This window comes from Pseudoalteromonas sp. RB2-MNA-CIBAN-0110, from assembly GCF_040309305.1.
GTDB classification, from domain to species: domain Bacteria; phylum Pseudomonadota; class Gammaproteobacteria; order Enterobacterales; family Alteromonadaceae; genus Pseudoalteromonas; species Pseudoalteromonas arctica.
This window is the reverse complement of sequence record NZ_JBEOOQ010000023.1, coordinates 15,377-27,998: the sequence shown is the minus strand read 5'-3', so window position 1 is coordinate 27,998 and position 12,622 is coordinate 15,377. Positions and strand designations below refer to the sequence as shown.

The 12,622-nt window shown below is 37.9% G+C and carries 17 protein-coding genes; 5 read left to right on the top strand and 12 right to left on the bottom strand.

Annotated elements, in window-relative coordinates; genetic code table 11:
- Positions 1-3 precede the first annotated feature (3 nt).
- Positions 4-324, top strand: coding sequence for a Fic family protein (locus AAEY68_RS12380; protein WP_350586030.1), 321 nt, complete (start codon positions 4-6; stop codon positions 322-324).
- On the opposite strand, the gene AAEY68_RS12375 is transcribed toward AAEY68_RS12380, so the two are convergent.
- The gene (locus tag AAEY68_RS12375) at positions 317-469 is read right to left on the bottom strand and encodes a hypothetical protein (RefSeq protein ID WP_165722308.1); all 153 of its coding nucleotides are present in this window, start codon (positions 467-469) and stop codon (positions 317-319) included. The two genes, AAEY68_RS12380 and AAEY68_RS12375, sit on opposite strands and share 8 nt — an antisense overlap.
- A 57-nt stretch (positions 470-526) precedes the next feature.
- On the bottom strand, positions 527-802 hold the full coding sequence (locus AAEY68_RS12370; RefSeq protein WP_165722306.1) for a helix-turn-helix domain-containing protein: 276 nt from the start codon (positions 800-802) through the stop codon (positions 527-529).
- A gap of 92 nt (positions 803-894) precedes the next feature.
- Here AAEY68_RS12370 and AAEY68_RS12365 point away from each other — a divergent pair, with 92 nt between their 5' ends.
- From AAEY68_RS12365 to AAEY68_RS12350, 4 genes are all read left to right on the top strand, one after another.
- A complete protein-coding gene (locus tag AAEY68_RS12365; RefSeq protein ID WP_008137063.1) occupies positions 895-1,086 on the top strand; it encodes a hypothetical protein in 192 nt (63 codons plus the stop codon).
- A gap of 88 nt (positions 1,087-1,174) precedes the next feature.
- Positions 1,175-1,543: a hypothetical protein gene (locus AAEY68_RS12360; RefSeq protein WP_350586006.1), complete on the top strand. Its 369-nt coding sequence runs from the start codon at positions 1,175-1,177 to the stop codon at positions 1,541-1,543.
- Between the two features lie 293 nt (positions 1,544-1,836).
- Positions 1,837-2,073 carry a MerR family transcriptional regulator gene (locus AAEY68_RS12355; protein ID WP_138585717.1) on the top strand — a complete coding sequence of 79 codons (237 nt, stop codon included), beginning with the start codon at positions 1,837-1,839 and terminating at the stop codon, positions 2,071-2,073.
- Positions 2,074-2,135: 62 nt separating this feature from the next.
- On the top strand, positions 2,136-3,506 hold the full coding sequence (locus AAEY68_RS12350) for a bifunctional DNA primase/polymerase (protein WP_197119444.1): 1,371 nt from the start codon (positions 2,136-2,138) through the stop codon (positions 3,504-3,506).
- Positions 3,507-3,682: 176 nt separating this feature from the next.
- On the opposite strand, the gene AAEY68_RS12345 is transcribed toward AAEY68_RS12350, so the two are convergent.
- The 10 genes from AAEY68_RS12345 to AAEY68_RS12300 all read right to left on the bottom strand — a co-directional run bounded on the left by AAEY68_RS12345 (position 3,683) and on the right by AAEY68_RS12300 (position 12,469).
- Positions 3,683-4,872 (bottom strand): IS3 family transposase gene (locus AAEY68_RS12345; RefSeq protein ID WP_502935710.1). Its coding sequence is split into 2 segments (ribosomal slippage): positions 3,683-4,614 and positions 4,614-4,872, totalling 1,191 coding nucleotides; the frame shifts between segments, so codons are not numbered across the junction.
- 57 nt (positions 4,873-4,929) lie between these two features.
- Positions 4,930-5,214 carry a hypothetical protein gene (locus AAEY68_RS12340; RefSeq protein WP_350586004.1) on the bottom strand — a complete coding sequence of 95 codons (285 nt, stop codon included), beginning with the start codon at positions 5,212-5,214 and terminating at the stop codon, positions 4,930-4,932.
- Between the two features lie 778 nt (positions 5,215-5,992).
- Positions 5,993-6,724, bottom strand: coding sequence for a MauE/DoxX family redox-associated membrane protein (locus AAEY68_RS12335; RefSeq protein WP_024594345.1), 732 nt, complete (start codon positions 6,722-6,724; stop codon positions 5,993-5,995).
- Between the two features lie 24 nt (positions 6,725-6,748).
- On the bottom strand, positions 6,749-7,261 hold the full coding sequence (locus AAEY68_RS12330; RefSeq protein ID WP_024594346.1) for a DUF305 domain-containing protein: 513 nt from the start codon (positions 7,259-7,261) through the stop codon (positions 6,749-6,751).
- Positions 7,262-7,394: 133 nt separating this feature from the next.
- The gene (locus tag AAEY68_RS12325; protein WP_350586003.1) at positions 7,395-7,913 is read right to left on the bottom strand and encodes a DUF411 domain-containing protein; all 519 of its coding nucleotides are present in this window, start codon (positions 7,911-7,913) and stop codon (positions 7,395-7,397) included.
- A 10-nt stretch (positions 7,914-7,923) separates the two neighbouring features.
- Positions 7,924-8,412 (bottom strand): YybH family protein, encoded by a 489-nt coding sequence (locus AAEY68_RS12320; RefSeq protein WP_024594347.1) that lies wholly within the window; start codon positions 8,410-8,412, stop codon positions 7,924-7,926.
- Between the two features lie 23 nt (positions 8,413-8,435).
- On the bottom strand, positions 8,436-9,344 hold the full coding sequence (locus AAEY68_RS12315; RefSeq protein WP_024594348.1) for a CopD family protein: 909 nt from the start codon (positions 9,342-9,344) through the stop codon (positions 8,436-8,438).
- Positions 9,345-9,355: 11 nt separating this feature from the next.
- Positions 9,356-9,763 (bottom strand): copper resistance CopC family protein, encoded by a 408-nt coding sequence (locus AAEY68_RS12310; protein ID WP_024594349.1) that lies wholly within the window; start codon positions 9,761-9,763, stop codon positions 9,356-9,358.
- A 22-nt stretch (positions 9,764-9,785) separates the two neighbouring features.
- Positions 9,786-10,649 carry a copper resistance protein B gene (locus AAEY68_RS12305; RefSeq protein ID WP_010554095.1) on the bottom strand — a complete coding sequence of 288 codons (864 nt, stop codon included), beginning with the start codon at positions 10,647-10,649 and terminating at the stop codon, positions 9,786-9,788.
- On the bottom strand, positions 10,646-12,469 hold the full coding sequence (locus AAEY68_RS12300; protein WP_002963238.1) for a copper resistance system multicopper oxidase: 1,824 nt from the start codon (positions 12,467-12,469) through the stop codon (positions 10,646-10,648). Before AAEY68_RS12300 ends, AAEY68_RS12305 begins: the two co-directional genes overlap by 4 nt.
- Between the last annotated feature and the right edge of the window lie 153 nt (positions 12,470-12,622).

The window sequence follows — 12,622 nt, the reverse complement described above, 5'->3', positions numbered from 1 at the left end:
CCTCTGCAAATTGAAAGGCATATTAGTGTATTTGAAGATGAGTATTTATCTCGATTTAATAACTTACCAGAAATGACCGATGAAGAGCTTGTATCATTTTTAGCTCAGAGCCATGTTGAGTTTATTCTAATTCATCCATTTCGTGAGGGTAACGGCAGGGTAAGCCGTCTGTTAATGGATTTTTTGTGTAGCAAAGCTGGAAAAGGAACGCTTGATTATAGCTTATGGGATGAGTATAAAGATTTTTACATTAAGTCAATTCAAGCGGGTGTAAACAGAGATTACCAACACATTGAAAAGCTCGTGAGAGGTATAATTAAATAGCGAGTGAAAGAGACTCATATTTAAGTTTATTTGCTTTTAACCTTTTTTCTATTGTTTTTACTGTTGCGCCAGTTTCAATGGCAGTTGAACTAGCAACAGATCTCAAAATCATACTTTTTGTGATTTTTTTCTTATCTTTACTCATTATTACCACCTCGAATAAATCGTCTACATTTAATTCTACACCTAGAGCCTTATGTTATCAATTAACGTTATAAGTTTTATGATTAAGAATTATAGCGGCTAAATTATCTTCTTCGCAGTAAAAAAAAGCTGTTGGTACTTCTAATACTTTAGCTAACGCGCGCACTGTTTGAAAGTCGGGTGAGTGTACGCCTTTTTCGTATTGATTCATTCTAGGCGACGCCGCGAACTGATCCATACCTGCCAGTATTCCTAGTTTTTTTTGCGAAAGTCCTTTTGCTAGTCTTGCCTCTTTTAGCCGTTTTGGAAACGGTGAACCATCATTCGTTTTCATTATATTCAATTCTTAACTTGAAAACTAAGAGTTTCTTAGCTTTAATGTGTTCACGATACTAAGGAATACTTAGATAGAAGCGAGTGAAGCAAATGTTGTGGAAAGCAGTTAAGTTTTTAGGAGCCGTTACGGTTGATATTTTGCTGGATGTTGATGATAAGTCTGAGCAAGATAAGTTCATTGATGAGTACAATGATGGAACTGGAAATGTAGATCATTGTGGTGATAGCTACACAGAGCAAGAAGCGCGAGACGCGCATAGCCGTGGTGAGTTCTACAAATAGTTTTGACAGTTGCTCTGTTAGGTGCAATTGTTAGGTGGGTTTTTACACAAAATACAGGCTACGCAGTTGAAAAGCTGCGTAGTTTTTTATGATTAATTTTAACGTTTATGCATTTTTACCAGCGATTGATTTTTTGTTTATCAGGCTGCAAGGCCAAGATAATAGTCGGGATAGGTTATTATCAATCAGGGATAACTTAAGTAAGCTTAATGAAGCACAAGTACTTAGTGAGCTACTTACCTTAGACTTCATGTTTTACGATTATAGTAACGAGCAATCAGAGATTTGGGATATACAACTAGAGTCTTTTTCATCGTTTTATAATCGTTCAGAAAAAGTGAAGAAGTTTGATAATTACTACCCTGAGGCACATGTTCAATCAGTGTTTAAGTGGATGCTTATGCTTTGTGATGATTGCAGTGATAGTTTGAAAATCCAGCGCTCGGTAATTCATTAGCTGAGCCTTAAAGCAATTTTATTCCTCAAGTTCACTTGATTTATCACTATATCTCATTTAAATTCATCTTAAGCATACTTATTGTGCTTACTTATAATGCAAAGAGATAAAAAGATTTACCACAGAACATAGTAAAGTTAATAAAAACAGGCGCCCAATGTTCGGGGCTGCTTTCAATACGTAGAAAAGAGGTTACTAGGGTACGCATATATTAATTATATGCACTAGCAAGTCCACGGCTCACAGGGCTACGTGGCATCTCTTTGCTCTAATTTACGTATTGGAGAGCGAATATGCAGTCATCAGAGATCTTATCAGTAAAAGAGCTGTCAGAGCTTTTACACCTATCTACAGGCACAATTAATAATCGTCTGAGCGCCCAGCGCAAGGCTATTGAGTCTGGAAAAGATGCCAACCTTTATCAAGTTCAACGTTTAGCACCACCTTCTATTAAATTGGGTCGAGTTCGCCTATTTAAACGCGAAACAGTTGAGCAATGGCTAGCTCGTTTTGAAGGAGTGAAGGTGTAAGGAAGGCGAAAGGGGCTGCTTGACCGGCGACACCCCAAACGCACTTTGCATCTTCATATTATATGCTTGCCTTTAAAACAAGGCCACAATTTGAGTGGCCAGAATATCCTATTGCCTATCCGAGTCAGTTTTATTCACTAATTGAATTAACGACACCTAAATATGTTCGAGGGTTACTAAGTAAATGCCATAAGTCTAAAAAATTTATTCATTTACTTGGGAACAGTAAATCAAAAAGCTTAACCGATTTTCGAATTTTTAGACGTGACACTAGTAAGTTTGTTCGAGGAGTATTATATAGTACAAGTGAATCAGTAGACTGCTATTACACTCCAAACGAATTTTTTAGTTGGCCTAGGGAGAGCAACCTAGCTCTACTATCAGCGAATTGGATTGAAATTGATCTTAATGATAAATGTGATCCATTTGATGTTAGAAGGACAGAGGCTAAAATTGTTCCTGAAGTATTCAATAGGTTAAAACTGAGCAAGCTACCACCACCAACAGGCTATGTCCTTTCTGGCTCAGGTGGAATACATCTTTATTGGATTTACAATCCTGTAGATGCAGTCGCAATTAACAAGTTGATATGGCAACAAATTACTAAAAGTCTAATTGAGAGTTTTGGAAAGTCAGATAGTTTTTGGCATGTAGATCTTATGGCTACAAAAAGAATTAGCGGTTTTTTGCGTGTCCCAGGGTCTGTTCACAGTAGAACAGGATTGCATGCCAGGTATTTTGGCTCTGGTACTAAATATACATTTGATGAACTGTTGATGTGTTTAGATCTATGTCATTTACGTAAGAATATAGAGAAATCGCAGCTAGAATTCCAAACTAGTTTAGCTTCAAGCCCCAGAAATAAGATAGCAAAGCAACCAAAGCAACCAGATCACCAACGCTACGGTCATAGCATTAAAGAATGGTGGCTAAAATGTATTAACAGTATTCAAAACCATTTTTATAAGAAGGGTGGGGTGCCGAAGGGTAAGCGAGATAAAACAGCGTTTATCCTGTTTGTTGCGTTTCAACACCTGAATAAAAACACCGCATTTGAAAAGCTAACAAAAATAAATGATGAGCTAATTGGTTTATCATTAGAAGAGCTTGTTAGTTTAACTAGAACAGCAAAAACAACACACTATAAGTACAGAAAAGAGACTCTAGCTGATTACCTGGAAGACTTGTTCGGCTTTTGCCCTGAATATTTAAATATTAAGTCAAAAGTGAAGTTATCAAGCGATGAAATTAAGGAGAGGCAGAAAAAAGCAGCTACAGACACTGCGATTAAAAAGCGAAGTAATTCGCAGCAGCTTGTTAAAAAAGCTGTTAAAAAAATAACCAAAGAAACGGGCAACAGACCAACTCAACAGGCTGTTGCACTTTTTACCAATCTTAGTTTAAGAACAGTTAAAAGATATTGGATAACATAATGTGACAGGGCACTTAGATTGAAATTAAACAGCAAAATATGCAACAGTGGCAATACAGCTTAGAACTTTCTGGACTAGTTTCCCCGACCGCTTTGTGCCAACTAGCAGACATTGAAGATTCTTAATGTGTGACCCATACGCTTCTAGACAATGCCCGCATCCAAGCTATGAAGTGGTCAAGTAATATTGGCCACAGTTTTGTAGCTTAACTCATATCTTCCTTCTGATTCATTTGGACTTAACCCTCCGTTGTACGTATGTGGTCTCGTCGGGTTGTAATAATCCATAATGTAATTAATTATCGCATGCTTAGCTTCATTGAAATTCTTATATCCTATCGTTGGTATCCATTCCGTTTTCAAGCTTCTAAAAAAACGCTCCATTGGCGCATTATCCCAACAATTACCACGACGGCTCATGCTTTGTGTTATTTGATAACGCCACAGTCGTTGCCTAAACTTTCTACTGGTGTAATGCGTTCCTTGGTCTGAATGAAATATGACCCCTTTAGGTTTTCCTCTGCTCTCATATGCCATCATTAATGCTTGCATCGTTAACTCGCTATCAGGTGAATTTGAGAGCGCCCAGCCAATAACTTTTCTCGAAAACAAATCAAGGACAACAGCAAGGTAAGACCAACGATTACCCGTCCAAATGTACGTCACATCTCCACACCAATAAGTATTAGGTTCAACAACAGCGAACTGACGTTTGAGTATATTTGGGATGGCTAGATGATCTTTATTCGCCTTTTTATAGTTATGCTTAGGTACCTGGCAACTAACGAGTTTCAGCTCATTCATTAGGCTTCCTGCACGATAACGACTTAATGAATATCCCTCATTGGTTATCATGTCTGCAATGCTTCTTGCACCCGCAGAGCCACCACTAAGTGCATGAAAGTGTTTAACATCAGCTCTTAATTTTATTTCTGATGAGCTTAAATTGTTATCCCTGTTTACCCAATATTTATAACTGCTACGGTGTACTTCAAATACATCGCATAACTTACTAATTGGGTACTTGTTTCTATTGCTCTGATTGAGTTTCTCAATTAATAAGAATTGTTCAGGGAGTCTGACATCAACAGAGCAGTAGCCTTTTTTAAAATATCCTTTTCTAATTCAATACGTTCTATTGTTTTTTTAAGTGCTCGTATTTCAATTTGCTCAGCGGTCATCGGTGCTGCTTTGGGTTGGACCCCTTTACGTTCTTCTTTGAGCTGTTTTACCCACTTGCTAATGGTTGAATAACCAACTCCCATTGCTTTAGCTGCATCTTCGTGGGTGTAACCATTATCAACAACTAACTGAGCAGTTTCTAATCGGAATTCAGCACTATAATTTGGACGTTTTTTCTTTGTCATTTGTATCACCTAACGTTTGATGAGATGCATAATAACATCTCTAAGTAGGTGGCCAAATTAACTATGCCACTTCATATAGAAAAAGCATTCGAGTAGTTTTTGCTTATACTCATTGCTTAAATCATCTGCTGTATAGTCCACATTAAATATTTCATTTAAATTACGCATTAGTTTATTTACTACAGGAAAATACATCTTCCCACTTTCTTCATCTAGGTAAATTGTATGGCTAAAGCTACTCCTTTGAGTATCATCCGATAGGAATGTTAAAAGAAAAATAATGGCAATAAATGAGGTCACTATAGAACCGGTTATGACAATAAAAAGTGAAAATAAACGCATAAATTGCTCCTTTCAAGCTGATTTCTAAAGAAGGAGAATCACATAATATTGAATACTCTCGATTATTATATATTTCCCTTTGCTGCTTCATTGTAGTCAATAAAAAAGAATAAGATGTTTTTTATAGCCAATTATTAAGTAGATGCCTCAATCGTCTTGACTAAATAAATATAGTCCACCCTCCGCCTCGAACAACTTAATGTAACTAGCGCCTCAATACCTGGCTGGCTATCACTCATCCCCGCACCGCTTTGTAGCGTGCTAAGCTTAAAGATCAATAAAAAACTGGAGTACACTAAACTCGCCAATTAAAATTGTTTTTCTTCTAATTGATATATTTACCTCATTATATCGGTTTGTGGAGGTAATGAGGGGGGTAACAATTTGACGGTACGCGAGCCGCGTAAATGTCTACTCGTACCACGTTTACTTGTATATGTGAGCAAACAGCAATTTGACTAATTAACTATTATATTTAGCCAATCACAATGACCGCTATTCGCTCTAAGCGGACTAGAAAAAATTTCACAAAATTTATTGCCAAAAGAATCCTGGAATCAAATTTAGATTAGATCTATTTAATAAAGTTAGAGGGCTAGTGCTTTTTTAAATCATGCAATTAATAAAAAACTTTAGTCTCATTGTAACTTCAAGATACCTTAGAGAAGCCAGAGCAAATTGATGGCGTTTTAAGTTCAGGCAGAACCAGACTCAACTACTGAGTCTGGTTCGTGCTATAAATAAGCTCGTCATCATATTTTTAAATTAAAGCTGTTATTTACCTAACAAACATCCAAATACCGGCAGCTATCATAAATAAGTTTTCTGTTAGGGAGATAAACCCTAGTGGTACGTTACTGTCACCGCCTACACAGGCACATTTTAACTCTCGTTTATCTATATAGACTGCTTTTATCACTGAAACAGCACCAACCCCACCTATGAATAATGAAATAGGGGCAATAATATAGGCTGGTAATCCGGCTATCATTCCAATGCCAACAAATGCTTCTAAAAATGGGTAAACATAAGCGTACCTGACTACTTTCATAGCGACTAAGTCATAGGTTATAAATGAATTAGTAAAGCTAAATAAGTCTTGAAGCTTTTGTATTGCTAACACTGCCATTGTTAGGGCTACAAACAGTTCAGCGGTTTGCATTGATAATAAGCTATTATCCGATGCAAAACTAAATGCCACACTAAGCAAAAAACTAACCGAAAAAATCGCAATCACGGGCGTGTAAGTTGTACCTTCTTGGGCTGCTTGTGGCTTATTAAAGTAATCACGTAAATCGTCGTAGCCACCTATACGTTTATTATCAATAAATGTTTGAGGTGTAGTTTCTACACTGTGTTGTTTTTTAAATTCATCTGTTTGCTCTCGAGAAGTTAAAAGCTGATCATCAACTGTATATCCCTCTCGCTCTAGTAGGTCTTTTGATTTTAAACCAAACGGACAAATATGCTCATCTGTTGCCATTCTAAAAAGTTGGGCTGATTTACTCATGCTTTACTCCTTATGTTATGCGGTTTATTTATTTGAATTGAAATCTGGAACAGCTCTTAATTGTGCTTGAGCATTGGTTTGTGCAATGCCGTTTTGCTCTATATCTTTTAGGAGCCATTGCATTTCTTTTATTTCTCGCTCTTGGGCTTCAATTATATTTGTAGCTAGCTTTTGAACGCGTTTATCTTTGATTTTTGCCCTGTCACTGGTGAGTATGGCAATTGAATGATGTGGGATCATCGCCGACATCCATGAGCTATCATCAACAGTCGCTTGTGAGCGAACTAAAAATAAACTTCCCACAAATACGGCAACACTAGCAATGAGTACTGTTATATTTTTCTTTTTATCTTTATACATATTGAGCATGAAAAGTAGCATTATCAATGCCATTGTGGCTCCCATATAAAGCGCCATATAAGTACGAGTTTCACTAAAATAAACATGACTAAGTTGGTAGGTGTTCAAATACATCAATACAAACATGGTTATTGTGGATGTTGCTATCATTAAAAAAAATTTTGAATAGTGTGACATTGTATTGCTCCTTAAAAGTTTTGTATTGTGTTTTTACATATGAGTAATTTTTACACTATCAAGCTCACAAATCAGTGTTTCCTGTTGTGTAAAATGGGTATTTAACAATTAACTTAAGAATTATGCCGTTAGGCTAAAATTGCTCGCTGGATTTACTTATGTATCTGTAGGTTTCTTCATTTGAGTTGTCAGTGAGTAGTTCAATATTATATTTGTGAAATATACCCTCCATTTCCATTCCGGGAGTGCCAATAGGCATGGCTGGTACACTTAAGCCTGTAATGTGCGGAGCGTGTTGCCCAGATAAAAACTGTTTTATATGTTTAGCGGGAACATGACCTTCAAATACAAATCCATCGGCTGACACGGCTGTATGGCATGAGCGCATATTAGGTTTTATTTGATACTGAGATTTAATCGACTCCATGTCATTAACGTTAATTGCTTTTGTTTGAATATTGTTTTCACTCAAATGAGCAATCCACTTATTACAACATCCACAATTTTTACTTTTATAAACGGTAAGCTCAATTTCAGGTTTTTCTGAGTTTTCATAGATTATTGATGTTTTATGCTGTTTTTCGATACTCATTGCCGAAAATGACATAGTTAATGATAAAAAAAACGCTGAGGTAATGTAGATTACTCGCATTGTTAACTCCTTAATTAGACCAGTGAATATGAGTGATTTTCCAACCTTTATCGGTGTTTTTTAATGTGATTGATTCCATTCCCGTAGACTTAATATCTTTCCCTTTATACTTTCCTTGAGTTTTACTTCTTGAAATTGAGTAAGCTATGTCTCCATTTGTGTGAACTTGATGCTCTAGCAGTTCACTATCAACTGCACTTAAGAATTTCATATCCGCTATCATATGATGGTTCGCGTATTCATCTGCAGAACGCTCAACAATTCCGCCTTCAAAAATGACGACATCGTCGGCCAGTAATTTACGGGCAACTTTGGCATCGCCTTGTTTTAGGGATGCATGAAATAAGCTAACTGCCTTTGCAGCTTCGCTATCAACATTAACAAAGACCCAGCCTTTTTTTGTGTGCTCTTCATGGGTGTGTGCGTTCACAGCAAAAGAACTAACAGCGCTAAAAATTAGTAGCAATAGAATTTTTAAATGAGAGGATTTAATTAACATACATTTTCCTTTTTTATTAATCGTTAAATAGGCGGACCAACAAGTGTGGTAAATACACTTGTTGTAATAAGTACAAATAGGGCAATTACTATTTCAACAGTGATCGAGCGTTTTAATATACTTATATGGTGTTGTTGAGTGATTTGCGGGACTAAAAAAAGCTTATGCCATGCACCTAGTAACAGCATCGCGCTGACGAGTAACAGCTTTAATAAAATTAGTTGCCCATAATTTGATGTAAACAATGCAGAAAATGACTCTAGGTACTGCAGGAGCAGAGTTAAGCCCGAAATAAGTAGTACAAATACAATAACAATAGCGAGTTGACCAAAGTAATGCATTAACCGCTTTACTTCACTGGTAGGTAGTAAAGTGCAGCTTTTGTAAAGCGGCCACAATGACCCTAACCAGCTCGCAATGGCAATAAGGTGAAAGGTTAAAATACTTTTCACTAACCCATTTTCATTTGCACTGTGCCCAGTAAAAGTGAAGCTATAAGCGATAAACCCAAGCATGATTAGTATAACGGCACCGTTTTTATAACCTGCTACGTTATCATCTGATTCCACACTCCACATACATGCGCTAATTAGAGCAATAATAAGCGCTGGTATTCTAAACGTTGCTTGGTCACCTATGACTGATTGCCAAACAATTTCAAGCATAAAGGGGTCAAACATTCCCATAAAGCCTGATTCAGCCATTGCTCCAGCTTCTATTGGTACTTGTAAAAGTGCAGCAATACTACCTGTAACTACACACGTAATTTGCCAACGTTTTAAGAACTGATAAAAGCTAATTAAGTGATGCCCTGCAACATTGCTGTTGCCACACATAAAGCGCATTAATAAAGTGCCCGCAAGCCCTGCAATTGCGATATAGCTTGCTAGTTTTAATAATAGTAAGAGTACTGACCATTCACTTAATTGCATTATGTTGCTACTTAATGATTATGTTTGCTGTGGGTATTAGATTGTTCTTGCATCATCTTATGCGATTTACTTTTGTGTACCATAAATCTAAACGTGTCGGTCATTTTATGTCCATCACCACCCAGTGCTGTCCATTTAACCGTGTAAGTGCCTTGGACTAAGCTCGGCAATGACCAACTAAAGTCTGTGCTTGGGGTAGAGCTTGGTTTGAAATCAAAGTTTATTGATTTATTTTTTTCATCTTTGATGATGACTTTTGCTAGCCTTACTTCACCACCAAAAGTTAACGAAAGTTGCTCTGGGCTTTTCATTAACATGGCTTCTTGCGCAGGTGTTGATTGCTTGAGTGATATATGCGCTGATGCGGAAAATGTAAGTACTAAACCTAAAATAGCTACTGCAGAATTAAAAAACTTCATAATTACCTCTTATTTAAAATGATTAAAACCAAAATTTAATACCCGCAACAAATGCGGTGTTGTTGCTACTTTGTCCACTTGATGTGGCATAGTCGGCGGTATTGCCAAATTTATTGCTCCATTCAACGCCAATATAGGGCGCAAACTGGCGTGTAAATTCATAACGAACCCTAAAGCCAATCGCGCTGCTTGATAGGCCACTTCCAAGTTCGTTTTGTTTATCGTTTTTGCCATAAAGTGTAATTTCGGCTCGCGGTTGTATAATTAGCTTTTGCGTGAGTAATAGTTCGTACTCTGCCTCTAACGTAAATGCGGTATTGCCTCGCTCACCTACGTATGCTGTCATATCAAGTTCAAACCAATAAGGGGCTAAACCTTGTAAGCCAAAAGCCAACCATTGCCGATTTTCACCTTCTTTATTGTAATCAAGACGAACACCTGCTTGAGTATCCCAATATGCTGATACGGCGTGACCCCATAAAATATCGGTTTGGTTTTCTTCAATACTTCCTTCGCTGAAATCACCCTCGGTTTTAATTACCAATCGATCAAAGGTAGTGCCGTACCATGCTTGTAAGTCAAATACACCTGCGTTTGCTTGCTCGTTATATTCAAGACGATCGCCTAGTAATGCGTAAAATGGATGCTCATCAGCGAGTGTTAATCGCTCATTGCCCTCAAGCGCATATGGGCCTTCTGTTAAAGTTGTTCCCGCAGAGTAAGCATGGGGGTCTCTTGCATCTTTAGGTGCACTTCCTCCTTGTGGTTGCATCTTAGCGCTATTCATTTGTGCCATTTCACTTTGCGCTAATAAAGGGAAACTAATTAATGAAGCCCCTGTTAACATTAATAAACCTAATGATTTAGATAGTTTTAATTGTTTCATGATACGACTACCTCTCTAAACATACCGGCATCCATATGGAATAATAAATGGCAATGCCAAGCCCAGCGGCCTACATCGTGAGGGGTGGTTAAAAAGCTGATTCTTTGTGCGGGTTGAACAGGTATCGTATGACGTCGCACTTGCACATCACCTTGCTCGTTTTCTAAATCACTCCACATACCATGCAAATGCATAGGGTGCGTCATCATGGTATCGTTTTGTAAAATAACTCTTAAACGTTGGTTATGCTTCATATGCACTGGCGTGCTTTTACCAAATTCTAAGCCATCAAATGACCAGCTATAACGCTCCATGTTTCCGGTTAAATGCAGCTCAATTTCAGCTTCTGGCTCTTGCTGGTTAGTGATCCCTTCAAGTGAGTGTAAATCTGCAAGTGTTAAAACACGACGACCATTTTTACGTAAACCAATACCAGGATCATCAAGATTTGTTCTCGGCATATCAACGCGCATATCAACTGAAGCTCCATACTCCGTTTTTGCATGACGCACTTTAGAGCTGGCAACCGCTAATGGGTTTTCAGACATACCATGTTTGCTATGATCCATCGCCATTGCACCGTGCCCCATAGCGCTATGATCCATTTCTTTAGAGTTCATATCTGACATGCCTGCCATACCAGCCATTGCAGAATGCTCACCGCCGTGGGTCATATTGCCCATCATATCGGTCATCGTTAACCATTCAACAGGGTCAAGTGCAGGTACTGGCGCATCAATATTAGGCGAGCTTGATAAAGTTCCTTTTGCGTAACCAGAGCGATCCATACTTTGAGCAAAAATCGTATAGGCATCATTTTTAGGCTCAACAATTACGTCGTAGGTTTCACCAGGGCCGAATCTAAATTCATCAACTGTCACTGGTTCAACGTTTTGCCCATCTGCTTGTACAACCGTTAGTTTTAACTCGGGGATACGCACGTCAAAAAAGCTATTACTAGAGCCATTAATAAACCTTAACCTAAGCTTTTCACCGACTTTAAATAATCCACGCCAGTTTGCCATTGGAGTACTACCGTTCATTAAAAAAGTCATTGCTGATGCAGATAAATCAGCTAAATCTGTAGGATTCATTCGCATCTGATTCCACATTTTTCGGCGCTGTAGAGCATTTGAAATACTGCTGCTTGAAACGTCATCGAAAAACTCTGGGACAGTGGGTTGATTGAAGTTAAATACATCACTCTGTACTTTTAATTTACGGAACAGCGCCATTGGGTCATCATCAGTCCAATCAGATAATTGAATAACATGCTCGTTATTTGCACTAATAATATCGTTTTCTCGCGGTTCAATAATTAATGCACCGTACATGCCTGTCATTTCTTGAAAGCCGCTATGTGAGTGATACCAATATGTACCGCTTTGTTGCAGTTTAAATTTATAAACAAAGGTTTCGCCCGGCATAATGCCTTTAAAGCTGATACCTGGTACGCCATCCATTTGATACGGTAAAATAATGCCATGCCAATGAATTGAACTCGGTACTGATAACTTATTTGTTACTCTAATAGTAACGTCATCGCCTTCTTTGAGGCGCAAGGTAGGAGCGGGTATAGATCCATTGATAGTTGTCGCCATACGTACTACGCCAGTAAAGTTAACCGGCGATTCATCTATAACCAGATCAATTACTTCGCCGCTAAGTTCGGGTACAGTGCCTGTTATTGTTCCTGCTACTAAAGATGATGCAGCATGTAATACACTCGGAAAAGCAGCAAGTACACCTCCTGCAATTAAGCCTTGAACAAATCGTCTTCGTGGTGTGCTAACCTGTTGTGATGACTTTTTAAACCCCATTTCCTTACTCCTTCATAGCAGAATATGTATTGAGTATAGAAAATAGACCTGTCTTCAACATGACGCGAACATTACAAAGTTGTAATCTTGGTGTCATGTTGCTGTAGTGACAGATACTGCATAATATTTGCAGAGGTAGTTGTTAGGACTTTA